The 19,876-nt window shown below is 64.4% G+C and carries 18 protein-coding genes; 7 read left to right on the top strand and 11 right to left on the bottom strand.

Annotated elements, in window-relative coordinates:
- The first annotated feature begins 69 nt into the window (after nucleotides 1–69).
- The 3 genes from ACT53T_RS00305 to ACT53T_RS00295 all read left to right on the top strand — a co-directional run bounded on the left by ACT53T_RS00305 (nucleotide 70) and on the right by ACT53T_RS00295 (nucleotide 2,343).
- Nucleotides 70–702 carry a hypothetical protein gene (locus ACT53T_RS00305; RefSeq protein ID WP_476159403.1) on the top strand — a complete coding sequence of 211 codons (633 nt, stop codon included), beginning with the start codon at nucleotides 70–72 and terminating at the stop codon, nucleotides 700–702.
- Between the two features lie 94 nt (nucleotides 703–796).
- Nucleotides 797–1,498, top strand: coding sequence for a TerC family protein (locus ACT53T_RS00300; RefSeq protein WP_018267540.1), 702 nt, complete (start codon nucleotides 797–799; stop codon nucleotides 1,496–1,498).
- Between the two features lie 5 nt (nucleotides 1,499–1,503).
- Nucleotides 1,504–2,343: an alpha/beta hydrolase gene (locus tag ACT53T_RS00295; protein WP_476159402.1), complete on the top strand. Its 840-nt coding sequence runs from the start codon at nucleotides 1,504–1,506 to the stop codon at nucleotides 2,341–2,343.
- A gap of 174 nt (nucleotides 2,344–2,517) precedes the next feature.
- Here ACT53T_RS00295 and ACT53T_RS00290 read toward each other — a convergent pair whose 3' ends face one another.
- Together ACT53T_RS00290 and rpsU are read right to left on the bottom strand one after the other, a co-directional pair.
- The gene (locus ACT53T_RS00290) at nucleotides 2,518–3,393 is read right to left on the bottom strand and encodes a tetratricopeptide repeat protein (protein WP_018267542.1); all 876 of its coding nucleotides are present in this window, start codon (nucleotides 3,391–3,393) and stop codon (nucleotides 2,518–2,520) included.
- 106 nt (nucleotides 3,394–3,499) lie between these two features.
- Nucleotides 3,500–3,739, bottom strand: coding sequence for a 30S ribosomal protein S21 (rpsU, locus tag ACT53T_RS00285; protein ID WP_018267543.1), 240 nt, complete (start codon nucleotides 3,737–3,739; stop codon nucleotides 3,500–3,502).
- Between the two features lie 303 nt (nucleotides 3,740–4,042).
- Between rpsU and ACT53T_RS00280 the strand changes: the two genes are divergently transcribed.
- Nucleotides 4,043–4,897, top strand: a complete 855-nt coding sequence (locus tag ACT53T_RS00280) for an NADPH-dependent oxidoreductase (RefSeq protein WP_400765404.1) — start codon at nucleotides 4,043–4,045, stop codon at nucleotides 4,895–4,897.
- A gap of 232 nt (nucleotides 4,898–5,129) precedes the next feature.
- On the top strand, nucleotides 5,130–7,064 hold the full coding sequence (gene thrS, locus ACT53T_RS00275; RefSeq protein WP_018267546.1) for a threonine--tRNA ligase: 1,935 nt from the start codon (nucleotides 5,130–5,132) through the stop codon (nucleotides 7,062–7,064).
- Nucleotides 7,065–7,164: 100 nt separating this feature from the next.
- Here thrS and ACT53T_RS00270 read toward each other — a convergent pair whose 3' ends face one another.
- The 7 genes from ACT53T_RS00270 to ACT53T_RS00240 all read right to left on the bottom strand — a co-directional run bounded on the left by ACT53T_RS00270 (nucleotide 7,165) and on the right by ACT53T_RS00240 (nucleotide 15,392).
- Nucleotides 7,165–8,577 (bottom strand): sensor histidine kinase, encoded by a 1,413-nt coding sequence (locus ACT53T_RS00270; protein ID WP_476159400.1) that lies wholly within the window; start codon nucleotides 8,575–8,577, stop codon nucleotides 7,165–7,167.
- Nucleotides 8,574–9,251 carry a response regulator transcription factor gene (locus ACT53T_RS00265; protein ID WP_476159398.1) on the bottom strand — a complete coding sequence of 226 codons (678 nt, stop codon included), beginning with the start codon at nucleotides 9,249–9,251 and terminating at the stop codon, nucleotides 8,574–8,576. The genes ACT53T_RS00270 and ACT53T_RS00265 overlap by 4 nt, the downstream gene beginning before the upstream one ends.
- 313 nt (nucleotides 9,252–9,564) lie before the next feature.
- Entirely contained in the window at nucleotides 9,565–10,413 is an 849-nt protein-coding gene (locus ACT53T_RS00260; protein ID WP_476159397.1) for an energy transducer TonB, read from the bottom strand.
- The gene (locus ACT53T_RS00255) at nucleotides 10,410–10,859 is read right to left on the bottom strand and encodes an ExbD/TolR family protein (protein WP_018267550.1); all 450 of its coding nucleotides are present in this window, start codon (nucleotides 10,857–10,859) and stop codon (nucleotides 10,410–10,412) included. Before ACT53T_RS00255 ends, ACT53T_RS00260 begins: the two co-directional genes overlap by 4 nt.
- The gene (locus ACT53T_RS00250) at nucleotides 10,860–11,507 is read right to left on the bottom strand and encodes a MotA/TolQ/ExbB proton channel family protein (protein WP_476159395.1); all 648 of its coding nucleotides are present in this window, start codon (nucleotides 11,505–11,507) and stop codon (nucleotides 10,860–10,862) included.
- 128 nt (nucleotides 11,508–11,635) lie between these two features.
- Nucleotides 11,636–14,098: a TonB-dependent receptor gene (locus tag ACT53T_RS00245; protein ID WP_476159393.1), complete on the bottom strand. Its 2,463-nt coding sequence runs from the start codon at nucleotides 14,096–14,098 to the stop codon at nucleotides 11,636–11,638.
- Nucleotides 14,099–14,681: 583 nt separating this feature from the next.
- Nucleotides 14,682–15,392 carry a L,D-transpeptidase gene (locus tag ACT53T_RS00240; RefSeq protein WP_400765416.1) on the bottom strand — a complete coding sequence of 237 codons (711 nt, stop codon included), beginning with the start codon at nucleotides 15,390–15,392 and terminating at the stop codon, nucleotides 14,682–14,684.
- Between the two features lie 669 nt (nucleotides 15,393–16,061).
- Here ACT53T_RS00240 and ACT53T_RS00235 point away from each other — a divergent pair.
- The gene (locus ACT53T_RS00235) at nucleotides 16,062–18,215 is read left to right on the top strand and encodes a TonB-dependent receptor (protein ID WP_476159391.1); all 2,154 of its coding nucleotides are present in this window, start codon (nucleotides 16,062–16,064) and stop codon (nucleotides 18,213–18,215) included.
- A gap of 2 nt (nucleotides 18,216–18,217) precedes the next feature.
- Nucleotides 18,218–19,096, top strand: coding sequence for a substrate-binding domain-containing protein (locus ACT53T_RS00230; RefSeq protein WP_476159390.1), 879 nt, complete (start codon nucleotides 18,218–18,220; stop codon nucleotides 19,094–19,096).
- A 94-nt stretch (nucleotides 19,097–19,190) separates the two neighbouring features.
- Here the strand turns inward: ACT53T_RS00230 and ACT53T_RS00225 are convergent, their stop codons facing one another.
- Both ACT53T_RS00225 and ACT53T_RS00220 read right to left on the bottom strand, forming a co-directional pair.
- Nucleotides 19,191–19,379, bottom strand: a complete 189-nt coding sequence (locus tag ACT53T_RS00225) for a hypothetical protein (RefSeq protein ID WP_476159389.1) — start codon at nucleotides 19,377–19,379, stop codon at nucleotides 19,191–19,193.
- A 29-nt stretch (nucleotides 19,380–19,408) separates the two neighbouring features.
- Nucleotides 19,409–19,798, bottom strand: coding sequence for a glycosyltransferase (locus tag ACT53T_RS00220; RefSeq protein WP_476159712.1), 390 nt, complete (start codon nucleotides 19,796–19,798; stop codon nucleotides 19,409–19,411).
- Between the last annotated feature and the right edge of the window lie 78 nt (nucleotides 19,799–19,876).

The raw sequence follows: 19,876 nt of genomic DNA, 5'->3' as shown, positions 1-19,876 counted from the left end.
GAAACAATTTGACGCATATTATTTTTAATGTCAAACATGAAAATATCATTGAACAACAGGAAGTGATCCATGACCCGCGGCCTCCCGTTTCTCGCGCTCGCCTCTGCTCTTTCTCTTTCGGCCTGCAACGGCGTTCCGCTCTCGACGCAGTGGAAGCTGCGCTCCTTCGATCTCTCGACCGCCGATGTCGCGCCGCTCCGCCTCGCCCTGCGCGCGCCCGATTGGCTCGAGCCGACGCCGACGAGCGCGCGGGTCGTCGCCACTTATTGGCGCGAGGGAGAGGAGGCGGCGAAGCGCGTGCTGACGATTCGTCTCGTTCCCGCGGCCCATGCGGAAGACCGGCCCATTCTCGCCGGGCTCGAATCGGCGACGAGCGGCGGGCTCATGGTTTTCGAGGCCGACAGGCGCGATCTCGCCGCTATTCGCGCCGCGCAGGAGGAGGGAAAGCGCTGGCGCGAGAGCGGCGCGAAAGCCCATGGCTCGCTCGATCTCGAGGGCGGGCTCTATTGCCGCCGCGCGGAAATCCCTGCCGGAGCAGTGGTTTTCGATGTTTATGTCCATGCCGACGACGCGCTCGGCTGGCTCCCGCTGCTGATCGGCCATGACGCGCATCCGCCCGGCGCGGACGAGAAGAAGCTCGCCGATTTCATGCCGCCCTGCGCGCCGGCGCCGGCCAATGTCGCGGCCAAGACGCGGCGATAGCGCCAAGTCTGTCCGTTCTCGCTGGCGTTGGTCCCCTTTGCCGCGATATGATCGCGCGCATACTGCCCTCGGGCAGGGTCGGACACCCAAGTCAATGAGCGGCGACGAGCTTTCCGTCGGCTTCCAAGTCTTAGAAATCATCTGGATCGATCTGCTTCTTTCGGGCGACAATGCGATTCTCATCGCGCTCGCCTGTCACAAGCTCCCGAAACAGCAGCGACGATGGGGCATTTTGCTGGGCGCGGGCGGCGGCGTGCTGCTACGCATCGCCTTCGCCTTCGTGGTCATTCAGCTCATGGCGATCCCGGCGCTCAAGGCGCTCGGCGGCCTGATGCTGCTCGGCGTCGCCACCAAGCTGCTCGTCGACGAGACCGAGCATCATATGGAGGCGAAAGAGGACCTCTGGGGCGCGGTGGCGGCCATCATAATGGCCGATGCGGTGATGTCGCTCGACAATGTCATCGCCATCGCCGGCGCGGCGGAGGGCTCCATGCCGCTCATCATCTTCGGCCTCGGCGTCTCGGTGCCGATCGTGGTCTTCGGCGCCGGCCTGCTGATGCAGGCGCTGTCGCGCTTTCCGATTCTCGTCTGGGCCGGCGCGGGCCTGCTCGGCTGGATTTCGGGCGAGCTCATCGCCGGCGATCCGATCTGGGAGAAATTCGGCTGGACGGCGCCGGAGCATTTCGAGCTCGGCGCCTCTATCGCCGGCGCCATTCTGGTGCTGGTCGCCGGCTTCATCGCCTCCAAGCTCGAGGAACGCGCCGAGGCGCGGCGCAAGACGCAGGGCGGAGGCTGATCGCAATGGCGCTCGCGCTGCTGAAATGGGCGCTGCTCGTCGTCGTCGGAGCCTATGTTCTGGCGGCGGCGGGGCTCGGCCTGTTTCAGCGGCGGCTGCAATATTTGCCGGACACGCGCCAAATCTCGCCGCAGCAGGCGGGGCTCGCCGGCGTCGAGGAGCTGAAGCTCGCGACCTCGGACGGAGAGACCATCGTCGCCTGGCACGCGCCGCCGCGCGAGGGGCGGCCGACGCTGCTCTATTTCCACGGCAACGCCGGCGGGCTCGTCGATCGCGTGGCGCGTTTTCGATTTTTCATGGGCGAGGGCTATGGCTTTCTCGCCATCGCCTATCGCGGCTATGCGGGCTCCAGCGGAACGCCGACGCAAGAAGGCCTTATGCGCGACGCCGAGGCCGCCTATGCCGAGGCCCGCGCGCGCGGCTATGGGCCGGAGCGGATCGTCATCGTCGGCGAATCCTTGGGCTCGGGCGTCGCCACGCAGCTCGCGGCGCGGCGGGAGGCGGCGGCGCTGGCGCTCGACTCGCCCTTCTCCTCAGCGGCCGATGTCGCCGAGACGCGCTATGGCTTTCTGCCGGTGCGCTGGCTGATGCTGGATCAGTTCCGCTCCGATCTCGCCATTCGCGACGTGCATGTTCCCGTGCTGATCGCGCATGGCGACAGGGATGGCGTGGTGCCGATCGCGCTCGGCCGCAAGCTCTTCGATCTCGCCAATGAGCCGAAGCGTTTCATGCTCGTGCCCGGCGGGCAGCATCTGGTGCTCGGATTGCCGGATGTTTTCCCGCGCCTCGCCCGCTGGGTGGACGGCGCGCTGGCGACGCCGCGGCGTCTCGAGGCGAGCGATTGATGAAAGGTCGTGTCGAAAACCAGCCCCTTCATCCTGAGGAGCGGCCGAAGGTCGCGTCTCGAAGGATGGGCCGCCGCGCCCCCTGGAGCATCCTTCGAGGCTTTTTGCGTTCCGCAAAAAGCGCCTCAGGATGAGGGGAGCGCAATTGCCAGAGGGGATGCGCGCCGCGCCGCGTCAGCCGCGCGAGGAGCCCTGCTTGGCGATCGGCTGCTGCGGATCGAGCGCCAGAGCGCGCTGATAGGATTCCGCCGCCTTCTGGCGATTGCCCTTGCGCTCATAGGCGAGGCCGAGCCAGGCCCAGGCCGGCGCGCTCTTATTGTCGACATTGAGCGCCGCGTTGAAATCCTCGATCGCCTTGTCGTAATTGCCGAGCGTCACGAGGCTCTCGCCGCGCGCCTGATAGGGCGCCGCCGCGAAAGGATCGCGGTCGATGGCGTTGTCGAAATCGGTGACGGCGCGCTGATTGTCGCCGCGCTTCTGATGGATCAGCCCGCGCGCGTGAAACGCCTGGGCGCTCTCGGGATTGAGCCGGATCGCGGCGTCGAGATCGGCGAGCGCCTGATCCAGATTGCCCTGCGCCCGCAACAGATTGGCGCGGCCGATATAGGCCGGGGCGTGATTGGCGTTCACGTCTATGGCGCGGTCGAAGTCGAGCCGCGCCTGATCGTTGCGGCCGATCTGGCGGAAGGCGAGAGCGCGATTGGTGAAGGCGGCGGCGCTGTTGGGCTCGATCCTGATCGCCTGGGAGAAATCGGCGATCGCCTCCTGGAACTGGCCGATCTTGGCCAGCGCCACGCCGCGCGTGTTATAGGCCTCGGGCGTCGGATTGCGGCGCACGACCTCGGACAGCGACTCTATATTGGCGTTGGCGGCCCTGGGGTCGGCGGCGTCGGTCTCGGCGAAGCCGCGTCCCGGCGGCCGCAGCACGCCGGCGGTCTCGCAGCCGGCGAGGGCGAGCAGAGTCAGCATTGCGACGCCCGCGCGCAGAGGCGCGCAGCGGCAAAATATGGGGGACGTCCGGCGAACCGCCGATCCGAGCGGCAATTCCATTCCGTCCGACCTCCTCAGACAAGTCCTGAAAGCGCTTCGAATGCGCGACGAAGACGAATGATAGCGGGCAATTCGGCGAGATTTCGACGCGCCCGCCTCTTTTCGATCAGCGGCCGCCGACGGCGGGCTTCGCCTTCACGGGCAGCAGGCCTTCGCGCTGCAGCTTCTTGCGGGCGAGCTTGCGGGCGCGGCGCACGGCCTCGGCCTTCTCGCGGGCGCGCTTCTCCGAGGGCTTCTCATAATGGCCGCGGAGCTTCATCTCACGGAAAATGCCTTCGCGCTGCATCTTCTTCTTCAGCGCCTTGAGAGCCTGGTCGACATTATTGTCGCGGACGAGAACTTGCACGAAGCGATCCTGTTTCTAGAGGCGGCGCGCGCCCCGGTTGGAGACGTTGCTGCGGGTGAGAATAGTCGGTCGGGCGCTGACGGAGCGCCTGACCCGTGCGCGGGGGATTAACAGAACTGCCCCGCGTTGTCCACAAGGAGCAGCTCGGACGCCGCCGCTATCCGTACAAGCCGAGGGGTCGGCTCCTGCGCCGTCCGCTTCCCCTTTTCCGACGGCGCAGGGTGGATTTTTGCGGCCGCTTTCGCCACCATGCCGCAAAGCGCGCGTAAGTGCGCGCGTCACGCGGCGTTTTCTGGAGACGATATGAACAAGCCGATCAGCAAAGGGGAATTGAGCGCGGCCGATGGCGCGGAGGCGATCCGCGCCCGCTATCGCCGCGACGATTCGCCGACCCCGCCCGTCTGGAACGAGACGCTCGAGCTTCTGCTCGCGCATCGGTCCATTCGCGCCTATCTGCCGGAAAAAATTCCCGCCGAGACTCTGGCGACCGTCGTCGCCGCGGCGCAATCGGCCTCCACCTCCTCCAATCTCCAGGTCTGGAGCCTCGTCGCCGTGGAGGATGAGGCGCGCAAGAGCCGCCTCGCCGATCTCGCCGGCAATCAGCAGCATATTCGCGACGCGCCTTTGTTTCTTCTGTGGCTCGCCGATCTCTCGCGGCTCGAGAATATCGGCAAGGCGCAGGGCCGCGACGGGGCGGCGCTGCCCTATCTCGAAATGTTCCTCACCGCCGCGATCGACGCCGGCCTCGCCGCGCAAAATGCGCTGGTCGCGCTGGAATCGCTCGGCTTCGGCGGGGTCTATATCGGCGGCATCCGCAACAAGCCGGAGGAAGTGGCCAAGGAGCTGGACCTGCCGCCGGGCGTTTTCGCCGTCTTCGGCATGGCGGTCGGCCGTCCCGATCCGGCCAAGGCCGGCGGCGTGCGCCCGCGCCTCGGCCAAGGCGCCGTTCTGCATCGCGAGCAATATGCCTGGAACGAGGCGCAGCGCGAGGCGGTCGCGACCTATGACGAGAAGTTCCGCGATTTCCAGAAGGAGGCGGGCCTTCCCGAGCAGGGCTGGATTCGCCAAGCGCTCTCCCGCATTCGCGGCCCCGAGAGCCTCAGCGGCCGCGACCGGCTGAAGGAGGCGCTGCGGGCGCTGGGATTCGCGTTGAAATAAGCCGCGCTCGAGAGCGGTTCTACGATGACGGTCGGGTGAATGTTCCTGGAACTCGCCCTCGTGCTTCGAGACGCCCGCTGCGCGGGCTCCTCAGCATGAGGGCGAGGGCGTCGGCTTTCGACCGCCGATTGCCAAGCGCGACATGCTTGCCTTATCAAGTCTCCTGCCCAAATTCGGGCGACACGCGACTTACGCCGACTTGTATCGGCGAGTGGGCGCATGAGGAGAGCATATGATCGCCGTAACCTTCCCCGACGGGGCGTCCCGTCAATTCGAGCCCGGCGTCTCCGGCCTCGATATCGCCAAGAGCATTTCCCCTTCCCTCGCCAAGCGAACCGTCGCCATGGCTCTCGATGGAGAGCTGCGCGACCTCGTCGATACGATCGACCGCGACGCCAAAATCGAGTTCGTCGGCCGCGAGGACCCGCGCGCGCTGGAGCTGATACGTCACGATTGCGCGCATCTGCTGGCGGAAGCGGTGCAGGAGCTGTTTCCCGGCACGCAGGTCACAATCGGCCCGGTGATCGAGAACGGCTTCTATTACGACTTCTATCGCTCCGAGCCGTTCACGCCGGACGATCTTCCCGCGATCGAGAAGAAGATGCGCGAGATCGTCGCGCGCGACGCCGCGATCACCAAGGAAGTCTGGAGCCGCGATCAGGCCAAGACCTACTTTACGGCGAAGGGCGAGGCCTTCAAGCGCGAGCTGATCGAGAGCATACCCGGCGGCGAGGATCTGAAGATCTATCGCCAGGGCCATTGGCTCGATCTCTGCCGTGGCCCGCATCTGCCGTCGATCGGCAAGGTCGGAACCGCCTTCAAGCTGATGAAGGTGGCCGGCGCCTATTGGCGTGGCGATCACAACAACCCGATGCTCTCGCGCATCTATGGAACCGCCTTCGCCAAGCAGGAAGACCTCGACGCCTATCTGCATCGCCTCGAGGAGGCCGAGCGCCGCGATCATCGGCGTTTGGGCCGCGAGATGGACCTCTTCCATTTCCAGGAGGAGGGGCCGGGCACGATCTTCTGGCACGAGAAGGGCTGGGCGCTGTTCCAGAGCCTCGTCTCCTATATGCGCCGGCGCCAGAAGGCCGCGGGCTATCGCGAGGTGAACACGCCGCAGGTGCTCGATCGCGCTTTGTGGGAGACCTCCGGCCATTGGCAGACCTATCGCGAGAACATGTTCCTCACCAAGACAGAGGACGAGCGGATTTTCGCGTTGAAGCCGATGAACTGTCCCGGCCATGTGCAGATCTTCAAGAATGGCTTGAAGTCCTATCGCGACCTGCCGGTGAAGATCGCCGAATTCGGCATTGTGCATCGCTACGAGCCCTCGGGCGCGCTGCATGGCATGATGCGCGTGCGCGCCTTCACGCAGGACGACGCGCATATCTTCTGCAATGAGGATCAGATCATGGAGGAGGCGTTGAAGATCAACGACCTCATCCTGACGATCTACAAGGACTTCGGCTTCGACCATGTGGTGGTGAAGCTCTCCACCCGGCCCGAGAAGCATGTCGGCTCCGATGAAGCCTGGGCCAAGGCGGAGGCGGCGCTCTACAAGGTGCTCGACGAGCTGAAGGCGCGCGGCCTCGAGACCGGCGTCAATCCGGGCGAGGGCGCCTTCTATGGGCCGAAGCTCGAATATACGCTGCGCGACGCCATCGGCCGCGAATGGCAATGCGGCACGACGCAGGTGGATTTCAATCTGCCGGGGCGTTTCGGCGCCTTCTACATCGGCGCCGACAGCGAGAAGAAGACGCCGGTGATGATCCACCGCGCCATGTTCGGTTCGCTGGAGCGCTTCACCGGCATATTGATCGAGCATTACGCCGGTCATCTGCCGCTGTGGCTCTCGCCGCTGCAGATCGTCGTGTGCACCATCACGCAGGACGCCGACGACTATGCGCTCGAGGTCGCGGCGGAGGCGCGCAAGCTCGGCCTTTCGGTCGATCTCGATCTTCGCAATGAGAAGATCACCTATAAGGTGCGCGAGCATTCGCTGGCCAAGGTTCCCGCGCTGCTCGTCGTCGGCAAGAAGGAGGCGGCCGAGCGCACCGTCTCCATCCGCCGTCTCGGCTCGCAAGCGCAGAGCTCTGCGAGCCTTTCCGACGCGCTGGCCGCGCTCGCCGCCGAGGCGACGCCGCCGGATGTGAAGCAAGCCTGAGTCGCGAGACGAAGGGCGGGGCCGGCGGCGGAACATGCCCCCGCGCCCCGCTTCCTCTTCGCGCCGAGAGAACGCCCGCATGCGGGCGTCGCGGTCGCCGTCAGGATCGCGCGTGATCGCCCGTCTCGTCTCGCGCCTCGCGCCGGCGCGCAGGGAAGGACAGCGCGAATGTCGCCCCGCCTCCCGGCGTGGTCTCGACGCCGATGCGGCCGCCGAGCTTTTCCATCAGCTCCGCGACAATGGCGAGGCCGAGGCCATTTCCCGGCGCTTCGTCGCTGCGCCGCCAGAAGGGCTCGAAGACGAGCTCCCTATCCTTTTCGTCGACGCCCTCTCCATGATCGATCACGCGAATCGTGCGATCGGCGCCGACCCGCACGACCACGGTCCCGCCCTCCGGCTCGGCGCGCAACGCATTGTCGATGAGATTGGCGAGCGCGCATTCGATCGCGACGCGATTGCTGCGCAGAACGACGGACGCCGCGGGCGCCTCGAAGGCGATGCGGCGGCGGGCCTTGAAGATCAGCGGCGAATAATCGGCGACGATGCCGCGCGCGACGGCGCCGAGATCGAGATCTCGATCCGGCGGCGCTTGCCCCTCGGTCAGGCGCGCGGCGACGAGCATCTGCTCGACGATCAATTGAATGCGGCGCGTGTCGCGCTGGAGATCGACGCGAAAGCTGCGCTCCTCTGGATTCTCGAGACGCGCGCGCAGAATCGCGACCGGCGTGCGCAATTCATGCGCGGCGTTGGCGGTGTAGCGCCGCATGCGCGCGACGCTGGCGTCGAGGCGCTTCAGCGTGCGATTCACCGCTTCGACGAGCGGGCGAATCTCACTCGGCGCATCTTCGACGCATAGGCCCTGGCCGAGCGATTCGAGATCGATGCGCTCCGCGGCTTCCGCCGCGCGCCGCAAGGGCGCGAGGCCGCGTCGCACGGCGAGCCGGGCGACCGCAGCGGAAACGGAGAAGACAGCCGTCAGATAGAGGCTCTGAGAGACGAGCTCGTTTCGAAAAGCGTAGAAGATGTCCTTCCAGCCGAAGGTCATGCCGCCGGAGGCGATGAACACATTCCCTGTCGGACTCTTCCAGCGCCAGACGGACGCCGCTGTGCGCCGGCCCGCGTCGGATGTGAAGAAGAAGTCGAGCCCGCGCGTTTCCACTGTCGTGATTCCGATCAGCGCCGCGGAAATATCTTCGGAGGAGCCGGGAAGAGCCGGTCCGCGGATCGACTCCAGAGCGGCGTAGCGCAAAGTCGGGGTTCGTCGCATCTCGTCGCGGAGCGCCGCATTGGGCTCGATGTGGCGCGTTCCGTCCGCGTCCCGCACGATCGATTGCAGGACCAGGTCGCGAATATAGTAATAGCTGTAGAATTCATCGATCCAATAATCATTGGCGCCGACGATGCCGAGCCCGCCGAGCGCCGTGGTTCCGAGCCATGCGACGATGATGGCGATGAGCTGCATATAGGACAGATCGACGATCAATCGGCGCGTGAGCGAGGGCGGCGGCCTCATTCCTCCGTCTCGCAGAGAAAATAGCCGACGCCGCGCACCATATGAATGTCGACGCGCGCCTCGAGCTTCTGCAGGCGCGCGCGCACGCGCGAGACGATGATCGTCAGCGCATGCGACTGCACAGGCTCGTCGAAGCCCCAAATCTCCGAGGCCAAAGCCTCGCGCTCCGCGACACGGCCGGCGCGGCGCACGAGCCCCTCGAGCAGCGCCAGCTCGCGATGATGGAACACGGCGGGCCGGCCGTCGATGGCGACGGCGCGCGTTCCGGGGTCGAATTCCAGCGCGCCGACGCGGATCGGCGGCGCGGCGTCGGCGCCCGGGCGGTGCAAGGCCGCGCGAATGCGCGCCATCATCTCGTCGAGGTCGAAGGGCTTGGTGAGATAGTCGTCGGCGCCGGCGTCGAGGCCGTTGATGCGCTCGTCCACCGCATCCAGCGCGGAGAGGACCAGCACGCGGCTGCCGGGCTGGCGCCGTCTGATCTCCGGGACGATGGCGAGACCATCCCCGTCCGGCAATCGCCGGTCCAGCATGGCGACGGCGTAAGAATGCGCCCGCAGCGCCTCCAGCGCATCGCCCACCGAGCCGACATGATCCACCGCGAAACCATCGCGCCGCATTCGTCGCCGGATTTCTCCCGCGAGCTCGCTCTGATCTTCCACCAAGAGAATTCGCATGGGCGCCGCTCCCTGCGTTTCGACCGGATATTCTCCCGCAAGGCGAGAGAGGGCCGAGTCTTCCTCGGTACCGGGCCGCAAGGCAAGCGCTCGGGCCGACCATGGCGTCCTCGGGCGGCGAGAATGGGCGCGACGCCGCGCCGGACCCGATCACGGGTTTCGGCGAGACGCATCTATTTCATTGAAATAGCTTGTTTCGTATGCGTTCCGTCGACGTCTCGGGGCAATTCGTTCGGATCGCCCCGGAAAGGCGGCCGATGCTCGCTCGGTCGTGTTTTCTTCACGCGAGCCGGTTTCCGCCTCGCTCGAAGCTCTAACGGTCGCGCCGAATATCGAAACGGATCGTCGTCTTGCCCTGGAAACGGCCTGCCGGCGGCGGCGGCGCGACGGTCGCCTCGACCATGGCGAGAGCGGCGTGGTCGAGCGCCTCGTCGCCGGCGGATTTGACGATTTTGCGCTCGATCATATGGCCGTCGGCGCCGACGGTGAAAGTGACGACGGCGTCGCCCTTGACGCCGCTGCGACGCGCCTGCGGCGGATAGAACATGTGCTTTTGAATTTCCGCGAGGACGCGCGCGCCATAGCGGGCGCGCGTCGCGCCGCTCGGCGTCTTGCGCCCGTCCAGCGCGCCGACGCGATCGGCCGAGGAGGAGGAGGCGTCCGACGCTTGCGCGGCCGCGGTCGCCTCGCGCAGCACCTTGCCGTCCGCCGTCGGAACGGGCGTCTGCTCGCTGGAATGCTCGCGACGCCGCTCGAGCGTCGGCTTGCGCTCTTCCTCGCGCGGCTCGTCCTCGGGCAGATCCAGCGCGTCGGGCGCGCGAATTTTCGGCGCGGCCATGGCGAGCGCGGTCGGCGCGTCGGGCGCCGAAGCCTTCGGCGCTTCCGCCATTTGCGCTTCGGCCGCCTCCTGCGCGATGGTGCTGTCCATGTTGTGGGCCAGCTCGTCGGGCGCGGTGTCGGCGCTGGCCTGCTGCGCGGCGTCGCCGTCCTGCACATAGGCGAGATCGAAGCTGTCCGACGCCGCGCTCGGCGGCTCCACCGTCGTCATGGCGAGCAGGCCGAAGATGGCGAGATAGACGAGCGGCGGCGCGACGCCCGCGACCGGCCGCAGCCAGCGCGGACGCAATTGCGGAAATTGCTCGGGCTCGGCGACATAGGTCATTTCGCGGCGCCTTTCGCTTCGGCTTTCGCGTGCTTCGCCTGCATCGACAGAATGGCGATATGCGTCATGCCATTGGACGAGAGAGCGTCCATCAGCGTCACCAGATCGCCGAGCGAGGACTCCTTGTCGCCGCGCAGATGGATGACATGGGAGAGATCGCCATTGATCTTGGCGCGCACCGCTTCGACGATGCGGTCGAGCGGAATCTCGTCCGGCCCCAGCATCAGCCGTCCGTCCTTGGCGACGGTGATGACCACCGGCTCCTTGGGATTGACGGGCTTGGCGGCGCGCGCCTGGGGAAGGTCGACCTTCATGCCCTGCGCCATCATCGGCGCGGTGATCATGAAGATGACGAGCAGCACCAGCATCACATCGACGAGCGGCGTCACATTGATGTCGGCGAGGGGCTGGAAGCCGCCGGAGCCGCGCTTGGCGGAAAAAGCCATTTAAGCGGCCTCCGCGATGCGGCGCGCGCCATCGCTCTCGACGCCGCCGACGAGCGTGATGGCGTGCTCCTCCACATGATCGCTGAGCGCCTCGCCCGTATGGGCCAGCGTGCCGCCGAGGCGGTTGAAGCCGATGGCCGCAGGAATGGCGGCGGCGAGGCCATAGGCGGTGGCGGCGAGCGCCTCGGCTATGCCCGGCGCGACGACGGCGAGGCTCGTGTCCTGCGAGTCGGCGATGCCGACGAAGCTCGTCATAATGCCCCAAACCGTGCCGAACAGGCCGACGAAGGGCGCGACGGAAGAGATGACCGCGAGATTGGGCAGGCCCGCTTCCGTGGCGACGAGCAGCTTGCGCGCCGCGCGGCCCGTGGTCTCGACGATGCGCGCGCGGCGCTCGCCGACGCTTTCTCCCGGCACCATGACGCGGGCGGCGCGCGCCGCCTCCGCCATCACCGGCGCCAGCAGCGGCGGATTGCCGCCGTTTTGCGCCTCGCGGATCGCCTTGCGCAGACGCGCCGTCAGCACGGCGACCTCGATGATGACCGCCCAGCCCCAGAGCGAGGCGACGCCGAGCGCGATCATGACGATCTTGCCGACAACTCCCGCCTGCATGAACAGCGAGAGCGGCGAAATCGATATGGCTTCCATCTGAATTCATCTCCAGTGGGCGCCCGAGGCTCCCCTTCTGGAAGAACCCGCATGGCGCCTCTACGCGACATTTCGATTACGAAACGCCCGGCCGCTGGCGCAGCCGGGCGGAAATCTGTGCATGACGATCAGAAATCGACCTTCACGCCGCCGTAGAACAGCCGGCCTGCCATGAAGGAGTAGGTCAGCTTGGTGTTGGCGACCGAGAGCAGGCCGGCGGGCTCGCCGGAAATGCCGGTGACCGAGCGGTTGTCCGCGATATTGTTGACGCCGAACTTCACCTCGATCTTATTGTTGTGGCCCCATTCCTTCAGCCACTCGCCGCGCGCGCCGATGACGAAATCGGTCGAAGCGTAGGAGGGGATGTAGTTGAGCGTCGGATTGGTGAGGCCCGCGACATAGATAGAGGCGAAGGAGCGCTGGCCGGCGCTGCCCCATTGGTCGCCGACCTGCTTGTGCAGCAGCGAGCCGAAGAATTGGCCGTCGTCATAGACGATGCCGCCCATAGCCGTGTAGCGCGGCGCGGCGCCGACATAGAGGCCTGCGTATTGGCCCTCGAGGAAGCGCGCGTCGGAGATCGAGCCATTGGCCGTGAGCGCGAGGCCGGGCGTCAGCTGATAGGTGAGCTCCATCTCGACGCCGCGATAGCGCGCGGTTCCGCCGTTCTGATAATTCACCGTCTTGTCTGGATTTGTCGTGGTGATCGGGAAGTTGTTCGCGGTGATCTGATAGAGCGCGACGTCCGCGGCGAGCTTCTCGGTCTTGTAGACGGCGCCGATCTGGAAATTGGTCGTCGTCTGCGGCTGGATATTGTTGAAGTCGGGATTGGCGACGTAATAGGCCGACACGGTCGGCACCAGATAGCCGCGCGACGCCTGTCCATAGACAGCGAGCTCCGGCAGCACCTTGTAGCGCGCCGAGAGGAAGGGCAGGCCGGAGCGGTAGGTGTGCTCGTAATAGAGCGGGGTGAGCGTCGTCTGATTGAGGCGCGCGTTCTGGTCGCGGGTGAAGGCGATGAACTTGTAGCCGGGCGTGATCGACAGGCCTTCTATCGGCTTCCACTCATATTCGACGAAGGGCTGCACATTCTGATAATGCGAGCCGAGATCGAGCTTATAGGCCGCCTGATATGAGGCGACGTTGGTGGCCTTCAGCGTGAAGTCGACGCCATTCGTATAGTCCGTGTAGAACTGGCGGCGCCAATTGTCGCCGCGCTCCCACCAGACGCCCGTGCGCAGCTCGCCGCTCGCATAGCCCGCGGAGAGATCATATTTCGCGTCGAAGAGATTGCCCCAGGCGCGATAATTGTTGATCTGGAGGAAGCCCACGACATGCTGCGAGGGGACGCTGAGGCCGGCGGCCTTGGGCTGCACGTTCGCGAGAGCCGAGCCTTCGACGGTCTGATCGGCGGAGTTGCGCTGATACCAGGGATACCAATAGGAATAGGTATAGACCTTATCGTTGAAGCGGATGCCGGAATAATCCCACTTCAGATTGATATACTCCATGTCCGTCTGCTTCTCGGACACGTTGTTGCCGACATATTGCTGCGTCGTCGGGTCAGAGCCGACAGCGCCGTAATGGGAGCCGGCGGAGTAATATTGCGGATAGGTGATGTTCGAAGTGTTATTGTAATGCTCGCGGCTGTAATTGCCGAACACTGTCACGTTGAAGAGGCCGAAATCGCGGTCGGCCTTCATCAGCCAGCCGTTCTGCTCGACCAGTCCATATTGCTGCGCGCCCGCCGTGTCGGAGTGCGAATATTGCACGAGCGCGCGCACGCCGGTCGTTTTGTCGAGGCCGGACTGCAACGTCTCCGTGGTGACGAAGGTGCTGTAGCTGCCGTAGGAATTCTCGATGCTGCCGCCGAATTTGTCGGAGAGCTCCAGCGAGCGTAGCGCCAGTGTGCCGCCGAAGGTCGCATAGCCGGCCTGCGAGGCGGGGCCGGGGCCACGATCGATCGTCGCGCCGCCGATGAATCCGCTGGGGAAATAAGAGGCGGAATGGTGCGACGGATTATTCTCGTCGCCGAAGGGAATGCCGTCGAAAGTGACGTTGTACTGACCGTCGGAGAAGCCGCGCCAGCCGCCCTTGTTGCTGTCGCCGATGAGGCCGTTGCTCGCCGTGGAGACCGCGCCGGGCGTATATTTGATGATCTGATTGAAGTCCGCGCTCGGCTGAACCATGTCGCGGATGACTTTGTCGCTGACGATCGAGGTCGGCTCGATGGAGTCGAGCGGCGCCTGCGAGGGCGCGAGCGCGGGAGCCGAGCCGGGAGGCGCCTTGGAGCCGACGGCGCTGGACGCGAATACGGGAAGCTTCGAAGCGCCAGCGGCGGCCACCGGCTCCGCGGCGGCCACCTGCGCCGCGCCGCGAGCGGCGCCCGCGCTTCCGCCCGTCCGCGCGACGGCCGGAACATGGCGCGCATGCGCCTTAGCGGCGGCTTTCGCCTTTTTCGGCTTCGCCTGTCGCGACACCACCGTCAAAGCGCCGATATCGGTCTGCGCCACGGCCTCGAGCGGCGGAACCGCCGCCAAGACGAATCCGAGCGCGAAGGCGGAAGCCTGCGCATTCAGCGTATATTTGGACATCCCACAACCCCAGCTCTCGACTCTTGGACTCGTCCCGCCGCCCACGGCGATGCGGAAAGTCCAAGTCGTTGTTTCGACGCGTTTCCAACGCCGAGCCGGCCTCCACATTCGGCTGGAAACGCTTTCGCCTGCGCTTTCGCTTCTGGCTGGGAAGGAGCCGTTAAGGAGCCGACGTGACAGTCTTGCAACAATTCTTTGAATTCGGTCGAAATCACTTCGGGTGCGACAAATTTGCCATAGTTGCCCGAGACTTCTTCGATCGCGCCGCGACAGCGGCGGCGCGCCGTCGCGTGCGATATGCGGGCGCGCCGATGCTATCGCAACATTCTGTTATCGCTATATCGTCTGGAGGCGTTCCATCGAGCGCGGCCTCGCGGCGGGCGGCGAGACGTCCTCGAGTCCCACAAGGATTGGAAATAAAATGGCTCAAGTAGAAATATATTAGAAACAATAGAAACAAATGAGCGGCGCGGATCACTATTCCGCCGCGGGAGAGCCGGCCTCTGCGCCGACTTGGCGGAAACGAAAGAAATCACGGCGAGGCTCGCCAGATCGCCGCGCCGCTGGAATGAGCGATCGGGCGCTATGCCGGCAGGATCACCACTTTCGTCTTGATCGGCGTTCGTGAATAGAGATCGATCATATCCTGGCTGAGGAGGCCGGTGCAGCCGCTGGTGACGCCGGTCCCGATCGTTTCCGGGTCGCTGGTGCTGTAGATGGTGTAGACCGTATAGACGCCGTTCTTGTAGAGATAGAGCGCGCGGGCGCCGAGCGGATTGCCCAGGCCTCCAGGCATGCCGCGGGCGTATTTGCCCGCCTCCGGCTGGCGCTGGATCATCTCCTTGGGCGGCGTCCAGACAGGCCATTCGGCCTTGCGCCCGACATAGGTTTCGCCGCTCCACAGAAAGCCGGAGCGTCCGACATTGGCGCCATAGCGGGTGGCGAGCCCTTCGCCTTCGATGCGATAGACGAAGTAATTGCCGGGATCGACAATGATCGTGCCGGGCGCTTCCTTGCTGTCGTAGCGAACCGTCTGGCGATAATATTTGGGATCGACCTTGCCGAGATCGACCGCCGGAATCGGGAACTTCTCATTGGGCAGCGGCCCGTACATTCTCGCCACCTCGGCCGGGATCACGCGGTCGGAGGTCGCGCAGCCGGCGAGCCCCAGCGCGCCGAGACCGATGGCGGAGCCGAATAGAAACGATCGGCGGTCGAGGCGCGCCGCCCCGAGCCCGAGCAGAGAATCCTCATATCTTTTGCCGGCGTCGGCGATCCCATCGTCCATCATCATGATCTCGGATTTTCCCGTGTCCTGTCGCCCGGCCAGAGACTGCTCCGGCGTCCCCTCGTCGAGGAGCCGAAATTGCCGTCACATGGCCCGATTGGCAAGCGCGGCCACCGCCGCTGGCGTCTGCGTCCTCTCTCGGCGTTTCATAGGCTGTCGTGAGGCCAGAACCTTTAGAATGAAATGTGCCTAGGACGCCCGCACATACGTCGAGGTCGTCTCAATACGGCGTTCCATCCCTTGCGAACGTGCGCGACTCCAGAGAAGCGAACCTTCGTGAGCGCAGGTCGAATGTCCCCTTATGGCGCCCGTTGGCCATTCCCGAGGGCGACTTGCGAGCGAAGCTGACGAAAAGCGACTCCTGAGCATTTCTCCTGACAGTCCCTCCCGACACGCATTCCCGCCTTGCGGAGGATCGCGTCGCCGATGATGATGCCATTTCCGCGGACATCTGGCGCCGGCTGCGAGACGTCGCCCTCATCTATCGATGCTCAAAATTTCGTCAGGCTGCATTTATTATGTATTTGAAATACATAAATACCGGACTTCTTATGCGCTGTAGACCGAATCGAAGGTCTCGCAGACAATACGGAGCGTATGCGGATGGAAGCTTCAGCCGCCATGTCTATCGAGGGCCTCCCGCAGGGCGCTCGACAAAGGACGAAGGCGCTCCTTTTGAGGAACGACGTACTGCGCGGCGCGATCCGAGTTTTGGTCGCCCATGTCAGCCTTGCCGCGCTTTCGATCTCGGTGGTCCGCGCGCAGGATGCGCCGACCGAGCTTCCGGCCGTCGACATCGCCGCTGGCGTCGGCGCGGCGACGGATGCCGTGACTGTGGAGGGCGGCTATCGCGTCAAGGCGGCCTATGTAGGGCCGTTCGGCGACCGGGCGCTCGTCGATACGCCGTTTTCGATCGACGTCGTGCCCGCCGATCTCATGAAGAATCAGCAATTGCTCAGTCTGCGCGAGGCCTTTCGGCTCATTCCTTCGGTGCAAGGCGAAAACATTCGTCCGCAGACGCGTGGCATGCAAGCGGGCGTGGTGCAGAACACGCGCATCGACGGGTTGAATATCGCGGCGACGACGGATTATCCGCTGGAGCAGTTCGAGCGAATCGAGGTGCTCAACGGCTTGTCGAGCGCGATCTATGGTCCATCCAATCCAGCGGGCACATTCAACTATGTGCTCAAGCGGCCGACCGAAAATCCGTTGCGTGAAGTCACTTTTTCCTATCTGTCGCAGAGCGCCTGGCTCGGTCATGCCGATCTCGGAGGCTTTCTCGACGACGAGCGCCGTTTCGGCTACCGGGTGAATCTGCTCGAGCAGAATGGCGAGACCTATGTCGATGGTAGCCAGTCGAAGCGGCAGCTGGCGAGCGTTGCTTTCGACATTCATGCCTCGCCCAGCACTGTTCTCGAAACCAACGCCAGCTTCTACAATTTTGTGACGAAGAATCTGCCCGGCACATTCGCGCTCGGCCGCAACGCCACGATTTTTCCCACAGCGCCCGATCCGACTCGTCCAGGCTATGGCCAGCCTTTCGGCGGTGACGACAATCAGACGGCGATCTTCAGCGGCAAGCTGCGTCACGACTTCGATCAGAACTGGCGCCTGACATTGGGGCTGCTGCGTCAATCCAACGATCGCGCTTCGACTGTTCCAACCAACACTTTGACGGACAATCTCGGAAGCTACACGACAACAGCCGCGACAACCACATTTTCCTTGGACACTTTGCTCAGCAATCAGGCCGCCATCAACGGCCGCTTCCTCACGGGCCCTCTCTCGCATGATTTCGTCATCGCCGAGAATGGCTTCTTTTGGGACCGCTATCGCCCCTATGTTCTCGGCCCGATCACGCTCGGCAGCGCAAGTCTCGTCAATCCCGCCCTATTCGCCGCGCGCTCCTTTCCCGACTTCAAGAACCGCTTTTTGTCGGTCGAGACCTCTCAGCATTCGATCACCATCGGCGACGTCATCGGCCTCAACGAGCTATGGTCGGCGCAATTCGCTCTGTCGCAGAGCTGGATTCACGCGCGAAACCTGAATGCCGCCGGGGTGACGACCAGCACCTACGACACGAGCGGCGTGAGCCCGACGGCGAGCTTGATGTTCAAGCCGACGCGCAATCAGACCGCCTATGTCACCTATTCAGAAAGTCTCCAGCAGGGTGACACCGCGCCCAATGGCGTCGCCAACGCCGGCGCCATCCTCGCGCCTTACCGCGCCAGACAATGGGAGCTCGGCTATAAGATCGATCTCGACCGCATCGATCTGCGAGCGGCCCTGTTCCAGATCGAACGGCCCTACGCCTATACGGTCAACAATGTTTATGGCGTCAACGGAAAGCAGATCAATCGCGGAGTCGAGCTGACGGCGTCTGGAAAGGCGACCGACGATCTCACCATCTTCGCGGGCTTGTCGCTGCTGAATCCGAGGCTGTATGACACCGGCTCGGCGCTGACGAACGACAAGCAGATTCTCGGCCTGTCTCATGTCGCGTTCAACATTTTGATGGATTATCAGATCCCGTTCGTTCCGGGCCTCGCCGCCAACGCCAATATCAATTTCGCCAGCAGCCGTCCCGGCAATTACGCGACCACGACCTATGTCGATGGATATGCCGTCGCCGATCTCGGTTTGCGCTACAGCACGCGCGTGCTCGACCGAGCGGTGACATGGCGGCTCAATGTCTACAATATCGCCAACGCGCATTATTGGGCGAATGTCGCACCGACCGGCCAAAACGGCTACAACAGCACGGACTTCGGCACAGGCACGCTCGGCGCGCCGCGAAGCTTGCGTCTTTCCATGCAGATGGAGCTCTGACCATGCCGGTGTCACCCATCCGGCGTTTCGTCATTCGGTCACTGCTCGTTCTGCCGCTCGCGCCATGCTCGGCAGAGGAGGCGCCCGGCGGGACGCCGATTCACATTCATGCGGCGGGCAGCCTCAGCGGCGCATTGCGCGCCATCGCCGCCCGCTACCAGCAGGAGACGGGCGAGACGATCGCAATGGTCTTCGGCCCTTCGGGCCTGCTGCGCGAAGGCATAGAAAAAGGCAACGAAGCCGATCTTTTCCTCTCCGCCGATCGGCAGCACCCACAGCGTCTCGCCACAGAGGGCAAGGCGGCGCCGCCTGTCGTCTTCATCCGCAACTCGCTCTGCGCCACGGCGCGCGCCGATCATCCGCTGATCAAGGCCCAGCTTCTGGACTATATGCTCGATCCCGCGACGAAAATCGGCACATCGACTCCGAAGGCCGATCCGGGCGGCGATTACGCAATGGCTCTATTCGCCAAAGCCGAGACCGTGCGTCGGGGAGCCGAGCAGATACTCCGCGAAAAAGCGCGCGCACTCGTGGGCGGGGCCCCTCCCGAGCCAGCGCTGGCGCAGACCAACGCGAACGTCCCACAGAGCGGACCCGCGCCGACAAAGAAATTCCTTCTCGATGGAACGGTCGATCTTTTCATCGGCTATTGCAGCCGGCGGGAGACTCGTCCCGACCCTGAAGTCGTCAGCGTTCCCGTCCCGGAGGCGTTGGCCGTGCGCGCCGATTACGCCTTGGCGTTGCTGCGCGACAAATCTCCTGAGCGGCAGGCCGCGGCCGCGCGCTTCGCATTGTATCTGATGACGCCGAGCGCGCAGGCGATCTTCGCCGATTACAATTTCGTGCCGGTCGTGGCGCTGTCGGAGTTTCCGCCACTGTGAGGTTCTTGCGACGACGCCCGCGCGATCTTCGGAGCGCCCATCGTCGAGCTCACCTTCGACCAAGGGCGTCCGAGCAGTGTAGCCGTTCTCGACATCAACTCCGGCGCTCGATTTGATCGGCGCGGCGTTCCTCGGTGCGGCGAACATTCATCGGTCCGAGCAAACCGGCCGCGAGCACGCAATTGTAGGCCAAATGAAGCGTCATCGCCGCGCTCGAGCGGCCGGGCTTCTTGAACAGAAGAGCGTCAGCGATCCCAACGGGCCCGACCGACAGCCGGCGCACGGGACTCGAATTCGATCTTCGAAACCTGCTCACGAACCATCGTAAGCTCGCAGTGTCGCCTCGCCGGGAACGCGCCGTCCAGACATGACATCGCCATTCACAATCAAGCGTTCCACCATCGCATTCATTTGATCGGGCCAAAAGGGTGCAACGCTCGCTATCGCCTTCCCGACCAAGTCGTCGCCGCCATTGTCGTTGAACGCTTCGGCGGTTTCCCTGAGCGTCTCGACCAATTCGTCAACAGTTCGCCAAGTGCAGCCGACACCAACTTTCTCGACGATTTCCTTGGGCCCCGCCGAGTCGAAGACTACAGGGATGCAACCACAGCTCAACGCCTGAATTACCGCAATTCCAAAGTGCTCGCAGAGCTCTGGTTCTGTTTGTCCGTCACGCCCGAAGCCCGATGCGTGCACATATATCCTAGTGCGCTGACACCGACATAGGATTCACAATTGCGGCTCGGCGTGCGAGTCTGGGCTCATGGCCCAGACTGTCAG

Source organism: Methylosinus sp. DMC45, from assembly GCF_056313885.1.
Note: the sequence above shows the minus strand (reverse complement) of the source record. Positions and strands in the feature narration are given on the sequence as shown.